This is a genomic window from Streptomyces sp. NBC_00414 (genome assembly GCF_036038375.1).
Taxonomy (GTDB): Bacteria; Actinomycetota; Actinomycetes; order Streptomycetales; family Streptomycetaceae; genus Streptomyces.
In genome coordinates, this window is sequence record NZ_CP107935.1 from 9,646,778 (window position 1) to 9,663,402 (window position 16,625).

Genomic DNA, 16,625 nt, shown 5'->3' on the forward strand with positions numbered 1-16,625 from the left:
CCCCAAGCAGGTTGCCGGTGACGCAGGACTCGTCCGCCCCCGACGAAGCGGCGTTGACGAAGATCGATTCGAAGGTGCCGCATTCGGCCCGGATCTGGAACTACTGGCTCGGCGGCAAGGACAACTACCCCGTCGACCACGCGGCGGGCGACGCGTTCCGCGAGGTCTTCCCCGGCATCACCGATCTCGCCCGCGACTCGCGGGCCTTCCTCGGCCGCGCCGTGCGCCATCTGGCGGGCGAGGCCGGAATCCGGCAGTTCCTCGACATCGGCACCGGGCTGCCGACGGTCGACAACACCCACGAGATCGCCCAGGGCGTGGCACCCGAGGCCCGTGTCGTCTACGTGGACAACGACCCCCTGGTCCTGATCCACGCCCGGGTACTGCTGACCAGCACCCCCGAGGGGGTCACGGACTACGTGGACGCCGATCTGCACGACCCCGAGACGGTCCTGCGTGAGGCGTCGAGAACACTGGACCTCACGCGGCCGGTCGCGCTGACACTGATGCAGGTCAGCGGGCACATGGACGACTACGACGAAGCACGCGGCATCGTCGACGCGTTGATGGCGGCGCTCCCTTCCGGCAGCTACCTCGCGTTCAACGACAGCGTGGACACCAACAAGGCCAACGCCGAGGCCACCCGCCTCTACAACGAGAGCGGGGCGGCGCCGTACCACCTGCGCAGCCCGCAGCAACTGGCCTGATTCTTTAAGGGGTTGGAGCTGCTCGATCCGGGTGTCGTTCCCCTCAACGACTGGCGGCCCGGCCCCGAGGGCACCCGCTCCTCCGGGGACGTGATCGCTCTGTGCGGCGTCGCACGCAAACCGTGATCCGTGAGCAGTGAGACGTGAACCACGGGAACGGGCTCACCGCCGGCCGGCCCGTCGGCTGCCGTCGTCCCCGATCGCCTCGATCACCTCGGTGAGGGCCATGAGGCTGTGCCCGCTCACGAAGGCGTCGCAGTGGGGGAGGGCGGCGGCCATACCGCCGGTGCGCGGGACGTAACCGGGCGCCGCCCTGCGCGGGTTGACCCAGACGATCCGATGGGCGAGCCGCGCGAGGCGGGACATCTCACGCCCGACCGCGCCGGGATCCTCGCCCTCCCACCCGTCGGAGAAGACCACCACCACCGCCCCGCGCGCCATGCCCCGGCGGCCGTACCGGTTGTTGAACTCGGCCAGCGCGTGGCCGATCCGGGTGCCGCCCGACCAGTCGGACGCTGCGGCGCCCACCCGGTGGAGCGCGGCGTCCACCCCGGACGGCCCGGTGTGCCGCAGCACCGGCGTGAGCCGGGTGAGCCGGGTGGCGAAGACGAACGCCTCGGCCGTGCCCCCGGCCGCGGCGCGCGGAAAGAGCCGCAGGTAGGCGCGTGTGTACGGTTCCATGGAGCGGGAGACGTCGCACAGCAGCACCAACTGCCGCCGCCGCAACCGGTCGCGGCTGCGGGCCAGCGTCATCGCCTCGCCACCCGTGCGCTGTCCGGCCCGGAGGGTACGGCGCAGGTCGACGCGGCGCCCGCGCCGACCGGTCTCCTGCCGGCGACCGCGGCGCAACGGCGTCCGCAGCACCAACAGGGCGAGCAGCCGGTCGACTTCGGCCAGTTCACCCGCGTCGAGAGCGGCGAAGTCCTTGTGCCCGAGAACCTCGGCCGCGCTGCCCACGCTGGGCAGCGCCTCGGTCCGCCGGTCCCGGCCCGCCTTCCGCGTGCGGTCGGAGTCTCGGTCCGGCACGGCGTCGAGCGCACCGCTCGGCAGCGGTGCGGCGCCGGCGTCCGGACCGGCGCCGGGCGGCACCGAAGCCCGCCCGGTCACGGGATCCGGCTCGGCCCCCGCCCCCGGCACCGGCCGCCCGCGATCCTGCCGCACGAAGAGCGACACGGAACGCGGAAGGCCTCCGAAGACCGTGTCGAAGACCCGGTCGAACGCACCGACCTGTTCGCGCCCCGTCACGAAGGCCACCCGGGCCGTCCAGTACAGCGCCGTACGGTCCACCGGCGGCAGCAGACGCAGCGCCTCCAGGAACCGCACCGACCGCTCCGGTGTCACCGCCACCCCGGCACGGCGCAGTTCCGCGCCCAGCCGGACCCCGAACTCGGCCCGGTCGAAGAGCGGAACCTCCACCGCGGTCATGGCCGACGGCCCGCGACCAGCCAGTCCAGACCGCGTTCGCGCACCGAGTCCTGGTCCTCCCGGTACTTCAGCAGCGAACCGAGGGTGCTCCCGGCGACCCCCGCGTCCAGGACGTCCACGTCGAGCAGCTTCAGCGCGGAGAGCCAGTCGATGGTCTCGGCGATGCCCGGTGCCTTCTGCAGCTCCAGCGCCCGCAGCCGCCGTACGGCCGCCGCGACCGAGACCGCCAGCTCATGTGACGTCCCGGGGACCCGGCGGCGTACGATCCCGACGAGCCGCTCGGTCTCCGGATAGTCGATCCAGTGGTACAGGCACCGGCGTTTCAGCGCGTCGTGGAGATCCCGCGTGCGGTTGGAGGTCAGCAGCACGACGGGCGGCACCTTGGCCCGGACGGTCCCGAGCTCCGGAATGGTGACGGCGGCCTCCGCGAGCACTTCCAGCAGGAACGCCTCGAAGTCGTCGTCGGCGCGGTCGATCTCGTCGATGAGCAGGACGGCGGGCGCGGGGCCGGGATGGCTGAGCGCGGCGAGCACGGGCCGGCGCAGCAGGTACGCCTCGCTGAACAGGTCGGCCTCGCCGATCTGTTCGTGCCGCGCCTCGGCGAGCCGGATGCCGAGCAGCTGGCGGGGATAGTTCCACTCGTACAGCGCCTCGGCCGCGTCCAGTCCGTCGTAGCACTGCAGTCTGATCAGCGGGCTGCCCAGGATGGCGGCCACGGACTTGGCCGCCTCGGTCTTGCCGACGCCGGCCTCGCCCTCAAGGAGCAGCGGCTGGGGGAGTCGCAGCGCGAGGAAGAGGGCGGTCACCAGGCCGTCGTCGGCGAGATAGCCCAGCGCGTCCAGCGCGGCGCGCAGACTCCCGACGCCCGGGAGGCAGCGCTCGACGTACTCGCTCACGAAGTTCCGGCTCCTGTCTCCGCCTCGGCCCGCGCGTAACGGGCGGGGTCCTTCTCGTACGCCTCGCGGCAGGCGGCGCAGCAGAACCACTGCCGGCCGCCGCCCGCGTCGGAATACGGGGTGCCGGCTTCCGCGGCGGCGACCTCCATCCCGCACACCGGGTCGACGGCGGTGACCGGGACGGCCACGGCTGCCGCTTCCACCCCTTCCGCGTCGTCCGCTCCCGGTACCGGCGAGCGCACCGCCCGCACGACCTCCGCGAGGATCGACAGCGCGATCTCACCGGGAGTACGCGCTCCGATCCACAGCCCCGCCGGGGTGCGGACGCGGGCCCGCTGCTCCTCGTCGAGTTCGGGACCGAGCCCGGCCAGCACCGCCGCCCCGCGCCGGGGACTGGCGACGAGCCCGATGTACGGCACCCCGGCCCGTACCGCCGCGATCAGGAGCCGCTCCTCGTCGCGGCCGTGCGAGGCGATCACCACGGCCCGGGTCCCGGCAAGAGTCCCGGCGCCGAGCACGTCGGCACCGGACACCGACGTGATCGCGTAGCCGAGCACCGGTCCGAAGGCGAGCACGGCGCGGGCGATGGGGGACTCGCCGAACACCAGCACGCGCGGTGCGGGCCGCAGGGGTTCCAGGAAGATCTCCAGCTCGCCGCCGGACAGACAGGGGTTGGAGACGCTGACCGCGCCCTCCTCGACGACCGGTTCCCCGGTGCCGTCCGCGGTCTCCTCAGGTGAGATGCGCAGCAGCAGGGACTCGCCGCTGCGCAGGGTCCGCAGCGCCTGGACCCGTACGGTGGCCTCCGCGCAGACCCCTCCGACGAAACCCTCGATCCTGCCGTCCGCGAGGACCAGCGCGGTGTCGCCAGGGCGCGCGCTCGCCGGACGGCGGGCGCGTACCACGGTGGCCTTCACGAACGGCACATGACGTCCCGTCAGTTCGGCCATGCGGGCCTCCAGCATCCCGGGAGGCGGTGGTGCGACGGGACTCATTGCGGTGCCTCCACCTCGCCGCCCTGCAGCGCCTGCCACACCCGGCTCGGGGTCAGCGGCATGTCGGCGTGGCGTGCGCCGATGGCGTCGAGGACCGCGTTGACGACGGCCGGCGGTGAACCGACGGTCGCGGACTCGCCGATGCCCTTCGCCCCGAACGGATGGTGCGGGGACGGTGTGACGGTGTGGTCCAGCTCCCAGGCGGGTACTTCCAGCGCGGTCGGCAGCAGGTAGTCCATGAAGGACCCGGAGAGACAGTTGCCGTCCTCGTCGAAGCCGATGATCTCCATCAGCGCCATCCCGATGCCGTCGGCGAGACCGCCGTGCACCTGCCCCTCGATGATCATCGGGTTGATACGGGTCCCGCAGTCGTCCACCGCGACGAACCGCCGCACCTTGACCGAGCCCGTGCCGGGATCGACGTCGACCACACAGACGTACGCGCCGAACGGGTACGTCATGCTGGGCGGGTTGTAGACGGTCGTCGCCTCCAGGTGGCCCTCGATGCCGTCCGGCAGCTCCAGTGAGCCGTGTGCCGCGAGCGCGATCTCCTGGATCGTTTTCGTCATCGCCGGGTCGCCCTTGACCGACCAGCGGCCCTTCGTCCATTCGAGATCGTCCGGGGCGACCTCCAGCATCGCGCCCGCGATGATCCGCGCCTTGTCCCGCACCTTGCGCGCCACCACGGCCGCCGCGGCCCCCGACACGGGTGTGGAGCGGCTGCCGTACGTGCCGAGCCCGAACGGTGTCCGGTCGGTGTCGCCGTGCACGACGTCGATGTCCTCGGGCGGGATGCCCAGTTCCTCGGCGACGATCTGCGCGAACGTCGTCTCGTGGCCCTGCCCCTGGGTCTGCACGCTCAGCCGGACGACCGCCTTGCCGGTCGGATGGACGCGCAGTTCACAGCCGTCCGCCATGCCGAGACCGAGGATGTCCATGTGCTTGCGCGGCCCGGCGCCGACCGTCTCGGTGAAGAACGAGAGCCCGATGCCCATGAGTTCGCCCCGGGCGCGCTTCTCGCTCTGCTCCTTGCGCAGTTCCTCGTAGCCCGCGAGGTCCATGGCCTTGCGCAGACAGGCGGGGTAGTCGCCGGAGTCGTACGTCCAGCCGGTCTTGTTCTCGTAGGGGAACTGCTCCGGGCGCAGCAGGTTGCGCATCCTCAACTCGGCCGGATCCGCGCCCAGTTCGTCGGCCAGGCAGTCCACCAGGCGCTCGATGAGATAGACCGCCTCGGTGACCCGGAAGGAGCAGGCGTACGCGACCCCGCCGGGTGCCTTGTTGGTGTAGACGCCCGTGACCTTGCAGTGCGCGGCCTCGATGTCGTACGAGCCGGTGAAGATGTGGAAGAAGCCGGCCGGGTACTTGGTGGGCTGCGCCGTGGAGTTGAAGGCGCCGTGGTCGGCGAGGACCTTGACCCGCACGCCCAGGATCCTTCCGTCCCGGGTCGCCGCGATCTCGCCGGCCATGTGGTAGTCGCGGGCGAAGGACGTGCTCATCAGGTTCTCGGAGCGGTCCTCCATCCACTTCACGGGCCGCCCGGTGACGATCGACCCGACGATCGCACAGACGTACCCCGGATAGATGCCGACCTTGTTGCCGAAACCGCCGCCGATGTCCGGGGCCACGACCCGGATCTTGTGCTCGGGGATGCCGGCCACCATCGCGTAGAGGGTCCGGTGGGCGTGCGGTGCCTGGGTGGTGGAGTAGAGGGTCAGTTTGCCGTCGACCGGATCCATCGAGGCGACCGCTCCGCAGGTCTCCAGCGGGGCCGGGTGGACCCTCGGATAGAGCATGGTCTGCTCGACGACGACGTCGGCCCGCGCGAACACCTCGTCGGTGGCCGCGCTGTCGCCCGCCTCCCAGTCGAAGACGTGGTTGTCCGTACGTCCTTCCAGGTCGTCCCGGATGACGGGCGCGTCGGGGTCCAGGGCGTGCCGGGCGTTGACCACCGGGTCCAGCGGCTCGTAGTCGACGTCGATCAGTTCGATCGCGTCGCGTGCCGCGTAGTGGTCCTCGGCGACGACGAACGCGACCTCCTGGCCCTGGAAGCGGACCTTGTCGGTGGCGAGCACGGCCTGCGTGTCCATCGACAGCGTCGGCATCCAGTCGAGCCCGAGCCCGGCCAGCGTCTCGCCGGTGATCACCGCCTTGACCTTGGGGTGCGCCTCGGCGGCGGACGTGTCGACGGACAGGATGCGGGCGTGCGCGAACGGGCTGCGCAGGACCGCCCCGTGCAGCATGCCGGGCAGCTGGATGTCATCGACGTAGCGGCCCTTGCCGCGTACGAAGCGGGGGTCCTCCTTGCGCTTCATCCGGCCGAAGCCGATGGGCCGCTCGTGCCCGTTCTCCTGTTGCCGCGGCGGCACCGGGGGTTCGTCGACGGTGGTCATGTCCGGCTCCCCGTGGTCGTGGCCGGAGCGGTGGCCGTGCCCTCGGGGGTGGCCGCGGCCTCTTCCCTGGCCGCCCACTGGATGGACCTGACGATGTTCAGATAGCCGGTGCACCGGCACAGCTGGCCCGAGATCGCCTCACGGATCTCCTGGTCGGACGGATCCGGGTTGCGGTCCAGGAGCGCCCGGCCGGTCAGCATCATGCCCGGCGTGCAGAACCCGCACTGCAGGCCGTGCTGCTCGATGAAACCCCGCTGCACGGGGTCGAGCCGGTCGCCGTCCGCCAGGTCCTCGACCGTACGGATCTCATGACCGGCCGCCATCGCCGCCAGGACCGTGCAGCTCTTCACCGGCTCGCCGTCCATCAGCACCACACAGGTGCCGCAGTTGCTGGTGTCGCAGCCCCAGTGCGTGCCCGTCAGCCCCAGGTCGTCACGGAGGAAGCGCACCAGCAGATGGCGGGGCTCGACCTCCCGGGTCCGGTCCTCGCCGTTGACCTTGACGGTGATCCGCATACGCCTCACGCCTCCCTTGCCGTGGTGGCCCCGGCGGCCCGTGCGACGGCTCGCCGCAGGGCCCGCCTGGTGAGTTCGCCGGCCAGGTGCCGCTTGTACTCGGCGCTGCCCCGGCCGTCGGTGACCGGCGAACAGCTCGCGGAGGCCAGCCGGCCGGCCTCCTCGTACAACGACTCGGCCGGCTCGCCGCCGTTCAGCAGCTCCTGGACCGCGTCGAGGTTCAGCGCACCGGCGCCCACCGCCGCCAGGCCCACGCCCGCGTCGGCGATCCGCCCCTCGCGCAGGGTCAGTGCGACCCCCGCGGCGGCGACGGCCCAGTCACCGGCCTTCCGCTCGACCTTCTCGTACGCGCTCCCCGCCCCCGGCAGGACCGGGATCCGTATCTGGACCAGCATCTCGCCGACGCCCACCGCGGTCTCGTACGGGCCCTGGTGGAAGTCGGCCATGGGCACGACCCGTTCGCCGCTCTCGCCGCGGATCACGACGCGGGCGTGCAGTGCCCCGCACACCGCGGACAGGTCCTCCGACGGGTCCGCCTGGCACAGGGAGCCGCCGATCGTGCCCCGGTTGCGGACCGGCGGGTCGGCGATCACCCTCTCCGCGTCATGGACGATGGGGAAGTGGCGGCCGACCAGCGACGATTCCAGGAGGGTGCGGTGCCGGGTGAGGGCGCCGATGTGCAGCTCCTCGCCGACCCTCTCGATGTGGTCCAGTTCGTGCAGGTCGTTGATGTCGACGAGGAGTTCGGGCCCGGCGAGGCGCAGTTTCATCATCGGCAGCAGGCTGTGACCGCCGGCCACGACCCGGGCCTCCTCGCCGTAGCGCCGCAGTAGCTCCAGCGCCTCGTCCACGCTCGCCGCGCGCCGGTAGTCGAACGAAGCGGGTACCTGCACGGCACGCTCCCTCCCGTCGAGGACCGGGCCGGTGTCCGGGGGTCCCGGGCCCCAGAGGTCCGGGGGGAACAATTGCGCGGGCGTATGTGCCGGTCAACGGCGACTCAAGCGAATGCTTAAGACACCTGGTACCGGAAGGGGTCCTACCGGCCGAACAGCCGTTGTAATGACGGACATGACGCTGACTCAGCTGCGCGCGTTCGTCACAGTGGCCCGCCTGGGCTCCGTGAAGGGCGCCGCCCAGTCCCTCGGTGTCACCGAGGCGGCCGTCTCCGGAGCGGTCGCCGCGCTCCGCCGCGAACTGGGCGACGTGCTCTTCATCCGGGCCGCCGGCGGGATCAGCCTCACCCCGGGCGGCAGCCGGCTGGCCGCGGGGGCCGCCGAGATCGTCGGACTCGCCGAGGAGACCCGGCACCGGGTCCGCCAGGCGAGTTCCGGCACCGCCCACCTGCGCGTGGCGTCCACCGAGGCCGGCGTCGAGCAGGTGCTGCCCGCGCTGCTCACGGCCTTCGGGCGCAGGCAGCCCGATCTGGACGTAGAGAGCCTCGCCGTACCGGTGGCCGTCTTCGGCGACCTGCTCCGCGACCGCCGTGCCGATGTCACGATCGGTCCGGCCCCGCATCCGGGACCGGCCGTCGAGTCGATACCGTTCCTGCGCTTCCAGCTGGCCGTCGTCGCCGCACCGGACCATCCGCTGCGAAACCGGCAACGGCTGGTCCCCGCCCAACTGGCCCAGGAACCATGGCTGCTCGGCCCCGCCGGGCTCGATCCGGACACCCTGTCCGGCGCCTTCCTCGCCCACATCGGTGTCGAGGCCACCGACGCCAAGGCGTTCCCGAGCGTCACGGCCTCGCTCAACGCGGTGGCCGCCGGGGCCGGCCTGTCCGTGGCCTTCCTGCACGTCGTGCGCGACGACCTGCGGCGCGGGGCACTGGTCCGGCTCGACGTCGCGGGCGCCCGGCTGGGCGGGATCCTGTACGCGAGCGCGCTCACCGGTGAACGGCGGTCGACGACGGCCACCGCGCTGTGCCGCTTCGTGACGACACCGGCCGCGACGCAGGCGGTGCTGACCCGCTCCAACGGGGTTCCCATGAACGAGTTCCGTCCGCCTGTCCACGTCACGATCTGGAGCTGACGTCCTCCCGCCGGGCCTCTTGAGCAGCTCCTGCCGGGCGTCTTAAGCAAAGGCTGAAGAGCACGTTGACGCCCCGGCGGGCGGAGCCCATCGTGTGTCCGTCATGGACTTCACCAACGAGTTCCGAGTGAACCTGCCGCCCGGCGAGGCCTGGGACGTACTGACCGACGTGGAGCGGATCGCTCCCTGCATGCCGGGTGCCCAGCTCACCGGCGTGGACGGGAATGCCTACAACGGCGTCGTGAAGGTCAAGGTCGGCCCCATGACCGTCCAGTACAAGGGGGTCGTCTCCTTCGAGGAGAAGGACGAGGCGGGGCGTACGGCGGTGCTGCACGCGCGGGGCCGTGACACCCGCGGCCAGGGCAACGCCGATGCCTGGGTCACCGCCCGGCTCGTCCCGGACGGCGACGGAACGCGGGTGACGGTGGACACCCGGCTCACCATCACGGGCCGGGTCGCGCAGTTCGGCAAGGGGATGATCGAGGAGATCAGCGGGCGGCTGCTCGCCCAGTTCGTCGACAACCTGGAGGGCCGGCTCGCCGCGGAGAGGCGCCGGGACGCCGGCTCGCAGTCCGTGCCGAGCGCCGGTCCCGCCGTGGTGCCGGACGCCGGCCCGGCGGGCGGACCGGCCACCGGGCCGGGAACCACGGTGCCGGCCGCCGCCACCGCGGACGGCCCGGAGGAGAACGCCCCCGCCGCCGCGACCGCAGCCGCGAAGGAGCCTGCCCCGGCGGCCCCGGTGGCTGGGCCCACCGCCGGGTCGAACGGCGTCGGCCCCGCACCCGCCCCGGCCGAGCCACAGCCCCTGGACCTGATGAGCGTCGCCCGGGGCGCCGTCCTCAAGCGCGCCCTGCCGGCGGTGCTGGTTCTGGCCGTGATCGTCATCGCCCTGGTGGTGTGGCTCGCGCGCTAGAACGCCCGGCCCGGCCACCGGGCCCCCGGACAGCCAGGGCGTCCCGCGGGTCCCTCGCGGGGCGCGGGGCGCGGGGCGCGGGACGCACGGTCGGAGGCGACGGTGGCGTGCGCCCCGCCGTCGGCTGGCGGGTCGGCGGCGGTCGCCGCGTGCCGCCGGACACACGTGCGGCCCACGGCTCGCGGCCCCGCGGATTTCGTACTCACGCCCGGTATCGACAGGATGGGGGCATGAACGACATCCGTACCCCCCGCCTCCTGCTGCGCCGCTGGCGGGACGACGACCTCGTGCCCATGTCCGAGATCCACGCCGACCCGACGGTCATGCAATGGATCGGCGACGGCCGCCCGCGCTCCCTGGAGGAGACCGCGGAGGACATCGAGGCGTGGGAGGAGGAGTGGGACGAGGAGGGTTTCGGGATCTTCGCCGTCGAACTCCTCGGCTCGGGAGAACTCGCCGGAGCGGTCGGCCTGTACGTCGCCGATTCCCCGCCCGAGATCGCGGACCGGATCGCCATCGGCTGGCGGCTGGGACGGGTCTACTGGGGACAGGGATACGCGTCGGAGGCCGCTCACGCCGCGCTTGAGTTCGCCCTCCAGGACCGCGGTATCGACCGGGTCGTCGCCGCGCCCCGGCCGGGTGACAGCGCGTCCGCGAACGTGCTGGACAAGCTCGGCATGAAGATGGAGGGCGCCGCGCAGGACCCGGTGCACGGACACGACCTGCGGCTCTACTCGATCGACCTGACGGAGTTCGAGGTCTGACCGGTGGGGTGCGCGCACGGCCGGCGGCTGCCCCGCCGACGGCCGATGCCGTGGACCGGAACGCGTCCGCGCCACGCCCGCCGTCGCAGGGTGCACAAATGGCTGGAGTTCGACCTGGCTCGTCCGGGTCGGGGTACGTACGATGCGATCGCTCCCGGCCTTCACAGCGCCTTCATGGCTCCTTCACAGGGTCGGGTCCCGGTAGGCGTGCGGACGGTGTGCGCGTAGTTGATTGTTTGACATGTGCATGACTGTCTGTGCGCCCGCGGCTCCATGTCTGATCCAAAGCACCAGGTCCGCGACGGCTCTCCGTGCACGCGGAGGCCCGCACCCCCCATTTCGCGGCGGGACACGTTCCCCGCCGCCGGAACACCGACGCAACGGATTGGAACACCATGACTGGTGGGCTGCTCCTGAGTGGCGCGATCGCCGCGCTGTTCGCCACCGCACTCCCCGCGCACAACCCGTCGGGCGTGATCGTCGACCCGCCCCCGGACAAGATCGTCATCAATGTCGCCACGGTGAACGGCTCCGGCTGTCCGCAGGGCACCGCCGCCGTCGCCGTGTCCCCGGACAACACCGCCTTCACGGTGACCTACAGCGACTATCTCGCCCAGGTCGGAGGCAACTCCGATCCCACCGCGTTCCGCAAGAACTGCCAGCTCAACCTGGTCGTCGCCGTGCCAGGGGGCTTCACGTACGCCATCGCCAGCGCGGACTACCGCGGCTTCGCCTCTCTCAAGGCGGGGGCGACCAGCACCGAGAAGGCCTCGTACTACTTCCAGGGCTCGTCGAACACGGCCTCCATCACCCATCCCTTCAGAGGCCCCTACGACGACAACTGGCAGGCCACGGACACCACGGAGTGGGCCCAACTGGTCTGGGCGCCCTGCGGTGTCCAGCGGAACTTCAACATCAACACCGAGATCCGTGTGAACGCGGGCACGTCCGCTCCCAGCAGCACCAGCTTCATGACCATGGACTCGACCGACGGTGAACTCAGCACCATCTACCACCTGGCATGGAAGGAGTGCCCCAGCTCCTGACCCGGACCGGGTCCCCTTGGCCGACTCCTCCGCACCGGGAGCCGGCCAAGGGCGTACCACCGGGCCGGTCCGGGGCGGACACCGGCTCTCAGCCGGCGGGGCCGGCGCAGATGTTCTCGGGCGGCCGGAACGAGCGGCCGTCGTCCGAGTCCTCGTCCACCTGGACCCGCACGGCATCCAACTGCCGCAGCAGCGAGGCGAGATGCTTCTTCGCGGGATCGCGGAAGAACGCGAGCACCGCTTTGTGGAAGGCGTCACGCAGCTCGGGCGGCATCACGTCCGAGGCGTCGAAGCACAGCGCGCGGGCCGTCGAGTTGAGCAGGCCGTCGATCTCCTGCTCGGTGGCGTTCGCGGGATCCGAGGGCGGCAGCCCCGTCGTGTTCGGGAACAGCGGGCGCACCGCCGGGTCCGCCTCGGCCCGCCACCGCTCCCGCCCGGCCGGGCTCGACAGCCGCTCCACCAGCTCCTGGGCCGCCGGGTCGTCGCTGAAGACGGCGGCCATGTCACCGGCGACCTCGAACGTGTCGCGGTACTCGGCCCGCCCGCGCAGGAACCGGGCCGAGGGCTCCACCCGGATGTCGTCGCCCGCGTACACGTAACGGATGAAGGCGCTCTGGTGTTCGTGGGTGCACTCGAAGCCGGGGGAGTTCAGCAGTCCCCGGGGCCCGGCCGGTCCGGACGTGCCCTCGTACGACGTGGTCAGGGACCGTTCCACGGAGGCGTCGGAGCGGCCGTCGAGCAGTTCCGCCCAGGTCGTCCACGCCCGTACGACGTCCGGATCCCGCCAGCTGAGCCTACTCGTCGCCCATTCCTCGTAACGGGTGGGGCCCGCCTGGTGGAGCAGGATGTCCTCGATCCAGTCCGTGCCGGGCCACCCCGAGGTGGCCTGCGAGGCGAGCCCCACGCACCAGGTCGGATCGTCGCTCGGCGTGCCCTCCTTGCTCCACACCAGGCTTTTCAGGTCGACCTTCAGCGGGACCCAGTAGGTGCGGCTGCTGCCGTCCACCAGGATTTCCGGCGACCACGGGGAGAAGGCGCGTTCGCGGGTCGGCGAGGTGAGCGGCTTCAGTTTGTCGCGGCGGGCGTACTCGGTGAGTTCGCCGATGCTGTTGAGGACCGCGACGTCCGGCGGGGTGTCCGCCTCAAGTTGTGAGACGAGGGTCTCGCGCAGTGAGCGGGTGCCCTCGTAGGTGTAGGTCCTGCCGGTCCCGTCGTCGAGCCGCTGGAGCGCGGCCTCGAAGGCCTCGCCCTCCGCTCCGGTCCACGGCCCCAGGACGACGAGGGGGTCGGGGTCGTCCGAGCCGCAGCCGGGGACCAGGGCGAGCAGACACCCGGCGAGCAGGACACGCAGGGCACGCAGGGGACGGGCCCTGAGGCGGGTCACGTGGCAGGTCATGAGACGGCTCCCGGGCGGGCGACCACGAGGTACTCGCGGCGGTACGCGTGCAGGGCGCCTCCGACGAGACCGGCGGAGAGCAGGCCCGCGGGGAGGACGACGGGGCCGGCCCCGTCGAGGAAGGGGAGCCGGCCGTCGGACAGTCTCTCGTCGATCCTGGTCTCCAGTACTCCGATGGCGTGGGGGTCGGGGCCGTCGAAGGGGCGCTCCTCGGCGATCGTCTCCGTCTCAGGAGACGTCTGCGCGGCGAGCGAGTGGGCCAAAGGCGCGGACCGTGTCTGGGCGTCCTGGGCGAGCAGCGCGTCGGCCGTCAGGAGCGGTACGGCGAGCAGGGGCAGTGCGGCGGCCGCCAGCGGAAGGCTGAGCCGGATCCGGAAGCGGCGGCGCAGGAACATCACGCTGTGCCAGAGACCGGCGGCGAAGAGTACGAGGGCGAGCCCGGAGACCACGGCGGCGGTGACCACGCCCCCGCCCCACGAGGCCCGTTCCGCGAGCCGTTCGCGCAACTGCCGCTCCAGCCCCGTGACCCGGTCCACGATCGAGGTCGCGCCGGAACCGGTCACCGCGGGACACGGCGGGTAGCGGTCCTGGCGGTCCGTGGCGGCGACCGGCGCCGAACAGAGCATGCTGCGCGCGTAGGTGAGCTCGGCGTCCCGCAGCACGGCGTCGTTCGCGTGGCCCTGGGCCCGCCCGATCCACCCCGTGTAGTCCACGACCAACGCCGACACCACGCGCAGCTCCTGCTCCTCGGCCACGGTCAGGGCTCCGCTGCGGGTGACCTGGTTGAGGCTCTGCGTCGCCCGCGCCACCCGTGTGCGGTACCGCTCGCTGAGCCCGCCCAGCTCGACGGCTCCCGCCTCGTCGAGGTTCTCCTCGGCCTCGCCCTGCGCGATGAACAGCGACGCCTTGGCGTTCGCGAGGCCGATCAGCGCGGGCGCCAGCCGGCCGCGCAGATACTCCGAGTCGTCCCGCACGTCCGTGTACGCCCAGCCGAGCGTGCCGAACGCCACCACCGCGAGCAGCGGCAGCGCGACGAGCCGGTCCCGCAGATACGCGCGGTTGCGGCGGCCGGCGGTGGACGGCCACAGGTAGCGCCAGAGCCGGCGGGCGAGTTCGGCGACGACGACCACCGCTCCCCGCGCGGCCCGGCGCAGACGTGCGGGCGGCGCCGTCTCGGCACCCGCGCCCCGGGCCGTACGCCTGCGTCGTGCCGCAGCGGTCACTCGCGGGCCGCCCGGACGGTCTTTCCCTGTGAGGGCGTATGGGCGATCGTCCGCAGCCAGGTCGTCACTCTCTTCCCGAGCCAGGGGCTGTCCCGGTGGTGCCGGAAGGCGAGCGGTCGGACCGCGTAGGCACGGTCCAGCAGGGTCTCGGCGACGGCCCCGTCCTCGGTGGCGGCGGACCGGGCGGCCTGGTGCGCGAGGGTGAGATACAGACGCGAGAGCTCTCGGCGCAGACCGGGCTCGTCGGACGGGAGTCCCAGCCGCGCGTCGGCGCCCGCGGCGAGCTCGGCCAGCCCCGCCGCGTCGATCGCATCCCGCACGAGAGCGCCCCGTACCGCTTCCCAGACCTCCGCGGTCATACGGACCCGGGCCTGTTCGTCCGTGAGTCCGTGCGCGTGGAACAGGCGGGCCAGTCTGGCCAGTACCTCGCGCAGCCGCTCGGCCACCGCGTCCGGGCGCTCGGCGGTGCGCACATGCTCGACGCCGACGCGTACGGCCGCCGTCCGCGCGGCGGTCCGGTGCCGTGAGTGCTGCGGCACCGCGTCCAGGGCCCGTACGGCGTCGTCCCACACCTGCTCCCCGCCCAGCGCGAGCCGCGCCCGTGCCGCACCGAACGCCGCACTGCCGAGCGACGGGTTGCGCAGCCGCACCGCCTCGTAGAACGTCAGCGCCTCCTGCCAGCGGCCGAGCCGCTCGGCGCAGTAGCCGAGGGCCAGCTTCGGCGCGTACTCGCCCGGGATCGCCGCGAACACCTCGTCGAAGTGGCGCCGTGCCGCCCCGGCCCGGTCCTGTCCGAGCGCGAGCAGCCCGCGGTGCCAGCCGAGGCGCCAGTCGTGGGGGGCGCGCTCGGCGCCGATCAAGCTCTCGGTGGACCGCAGTTCGCGTTCGGCGGCCGTGGTCCCGCCCCCTGCGCTGCGCAGTCGCAGACGGCAGCGCAGCAGCAGAACCTCCGGCGAGTCCCGCCAGTCCCCGGTGTGCTGCAGCAGCGCCTCGGGGGCGGCGTCGGCCAGCCTGCTCAGCTCGGCGTGATGCAGGTCGTGCGGATCGGGCCGCGGGACGGGCAGCCGCATGGCGACCTCGGCCGGCGAGGGCGGCGCGTACGGGGCGGGCGCGTCCGGTGCCGCCCACCGGGTGACGGGCGGCGCCGAACCGAGGGCCGCGTCGAGCGCGTACGGCGACTGGAAGAAGAGCGGTGACGGCTCGAAGGTCTCCAATCCGGTCCGCAGCGACCGCAACTCCCGGAAGACGCCGCGTAGTTGCTCCTCCATCTCCAGCGCGGTGGCGAACCGTTCGGCCCGTTCGCCGCGGGTGGCGCGGTGCAGTACCCGGGCGAGCGACACCAGTCCGAGTCCGCGGGGCGCGGGTGCCGTCATGGCGGGTGCCCCGGGAGTGTGAAGGATTTCGGCCCCGCCCGGTGGCTCCGACTCGCCGGTCGGCGGGCTGATCATGTCCAGGCGGCCCAGCTCCGCCAGGTCGTCGGGGCAGCGGCCCAGTCCGCTCAGCCGCCGCAGGGTCTCCCCGAGGCTGAACAGGTCGTCCTGGCCGGTGGACTGGCCGTCCGGGCCGACGGTCGGGGCCCGGAAACCCTCCGTGGTGTGGCCGGGCAGCCCGGCCGAGCGGACGCTCCCCACATCGATGATCTTCGTGGAGGTGCCGTCGTGCATCACGTTGTCCGGCTTGAGGTCGCCGTAGACCTTGCCGGGCCGGTCGGCGTGCAGATGCCCCAGCGCGGCCAGGATCCGTACCCCGTAGGCGAGTACGAACTCGTGGAAGCGGCCGCCGCCGAACTCGTCCGGGTTCACCTGGACCCGCGCCCGCACCTCTTCGAGCGTGAGGCCGTCCACGTACTGCAGGACGAGGAAGTCGCCGACCTCCGGATGGTGCCCGTAGTTGAAGACACGGATGATGTCGCCGTGGCTGAGGTCGACCAGGGCCCGCCGCTCCTGGGCCAGGGCACCCGCCGATGCCGCCGCCTGCTGCGGGTTGAGGATCTTGATGGCGACCTCGCGGTCGTCGACCTTGGTGTCGAGCGCGAGGTAGACCTCGCCCATGCCGCCGTAGCCCAGCGGCCGGATCAGCCGGTACTGGCCCGCGAGCAGCCGCCCCGAGGGCAGCGGCAGTCCTCCCGGGTCGCCGCCGTGGGACGCGGCCCGGTCCAACAGGGTGATCGACGGCAGCAGGACCGGGTCGGGGCTCTCCTCGGGCAGGACGACGTGCGCGGCCCGCAGGATCGGCGACGCGACCACGAGCGGGCCGAACGACGCACTGGACTCCGGCAGTTCACCGGTCGCCCCGCTGCCCGCTGCCCCCTCCATGCGACCCCAGAA

The 16,625-nt window shown here is 72.5% G+C and carries 13 protein-coding genes and 1 pseudogene; 5 read left to right on the forward strand and 9 right to left on the reverse strand.

The features are described from left to right. Positions 1–17: 17 nt before the first annotated feature. Positions 18–833: pseudogene (locus OHS59_RS41360) on the forward strand (SAM-dependent methyltransferase). Between the two features lie 36 nt (positions 834–869). Here the strand turns inward: OHS59_RS41360 and OHS59_RS41365 are convergent. From OHS59_RS41365 to OHS59_RS41390, 6 genes are read right to left on the reverse strand one after another with little or no spacing between them, the layout of a single operon-like run. Further along, complete coding sequence (locus OHS59_RS41365; RefSeq protein ID WP_328498466.1) at positions 870–2,132, reverse strand: vWA domain-containing protein; 1,263 nt, start codon at positions 2,130–2,132, stop codon at positions 870–872. After that, a complete protein-coding gene (locus OHS59_RS41370; protein WP_328498467.1) occupies positions 2,129–3,028 on the reverse strand; it encodes an AAA family ATPase in 900 nt (299 codons plus the stop codon). Before OHS59_RS41370 ends, OHS59_RS41365 begins: the two co-directional genes overlap by 4 nt. Beyond that, positions 3,025–4,023 (reverse strand): XdhC family protein, encoded by a 999-nt coding sequence (locus tag OHS59_RS41375; RefSeq protein ID WP_328498468.1) that lies wholly within the window; start codon positions 4,021–4,023, stop codon positions 3,025–3,027. Before OHS59_RS41375 ends, OHS59_RS41370 begins: the two co-directional genes overlap by 4 nt. Further along, a complete protein-coding gene (locus OHS59_RS41380) occupies positions 4,020–6,413 on the reverse strand; it encodes an aerobic carbon-monoxide dehydrogenase large subunit (RefSeq protein ID WP_328498469.1) in 2,394 nt (797 codons plus the stop codon). Before OHS59_RS41380 ends, OHS59_RS41375 begins: the two co-directional genes overlap by 4 nt. Further along, positions 6,410–6,928, reverse strand: a complete 519-nt coding sequence (locus tag OHS59_RS41385; protein ID WP_328498470.1) for a (2Fe-2S)-binding protein — start codon at positions 6,926–6,928, stop codon at positions 6,410–6,412. The genes OHS59_RS41380 and OHS59_RS41385 overlap by 4 nt, the downstream gene beginning before the upstream one ends. A 5-nt stretch (positions 6,929–6,933) precedes the next feature. After that, positions 6,934–7,821, reverse strand: a complete 888-nt coding sequence (locus tag OHS59_RS41390; RefSeq protein WP_328498471.1) for an FAD binding domain-containing protein — start codon at positions 7,819–7,821, stop codon at positions 6,934–6,936. 175 nt (positions 7,822–7,996) lie between these two features. On the opposite strand from OHS59_RS41390, the gene OHS59_RS41395 reads away from it, so the two are divergent. The 4 genes from OHS59_RS41395 to OHS59_RS41410 all read left to right on the forward strand — a co-directional run bounded on the left by OHS59_RS41395 (position 7,997) and on the right by OHS59_RS41410 (position 11,679). Then, positions 7,997–8,956, forward strand: coding sequence for a LysR family transcriptional regulator (locus OHS59_RS41395; protein ID WP_328498472.1), 960 nt, complete (start codon positions 7,997–7,999; stop codon positions 8,954–8,956). Positions 8,957–9,059: 103 nt separating this feature from the next. Then, positions 9,060–9,869: an SRPBCC family protein gene (locus OHS59_RS41400; RefSeq protein ID WP_328498473.1), complete on the forward strand. Its 810-nt coding sequence runs from the start codon at positions 9,060–9,062 to the stop codon at positions 9,867–9,869. Positions 9,870–10,099: 230 nt separating this feature from the next. Further along, on the forward strand, positions 10,100–10,633 hold the full coding sequence (locus OHS59_RS41405) for a GNAT family N-acetyltransferase (protein WP_328498474.1): 534 nt from the start codon (positions 10,100–10,102) through the stop codon (positions 10,631–10,633). Positions 10,634–11,028: 395 nt separating this feature from the next. After that, positions 11,029–11,679: a DUF4360 domain-containing protein gene (locus tag OHS59_RS41410; protein ID WP_328498475.1), complete on the forward strand. Its 651-nt coding sequence runs from the start codon at positions 11,029–11,031 to the stop codon at positions 11,677–11,679. Positions 11,680–11,767: 88 nt separating this feature from the next. Here the strand turns inward: OHS59_RS41410 and OHS59_RS41415 are convergent, their stop codons facing one another. Genes OHS59_RS41415 through OHS59_RS41425 form a run of 3 tightly spaced genes read right to left on the reverse strand, consistent with a single transcriptional unit; the run spans position 11,768 to position 16,613 of the window. Then, positions 11,768–13,075: an alpha-glucoside ABC transporter substrate-binding protein gene (locus OHS59_RS41415; RefSeq protein WP_328498476.1), complete on the reverse strand. Its 1,308-nt coding sequence runs from the start codon at positions 13,073–13,075 to the stop codon at positions 11,768–11,770. Then, positions 13,072–14,298, reverse strand: a complete 1,227-nt coding sequence (locus OHS59_RS41420; RefSeq protein WP_328498477.1) for a hypothetical protein — start codon at positions 14,296–14,298, stop codon at positions 13,072–13,074. Before OHS59_RS41420 ends, OHS59_RS41415 begins: the two co-directional genes overlap by 4 nt. Further along, on the reverse strand, positions 14,295–16,613 hold the full coding sequence (locus OHS59_RS41425) for a tetratricopeptide repeat protein (protein WP_328498478.1): 2,319 nt from the start codon (positions 16,611–16,613) through the stop codon (positions 14,295–14,297). Before OHS59_RS41425 ends, OHS59_RS41420 begins: the two co-directional genes overlap by 4 nt. Between the last annotated feature and the right edge of the window lie 12 nt (positions 16,614–16,625).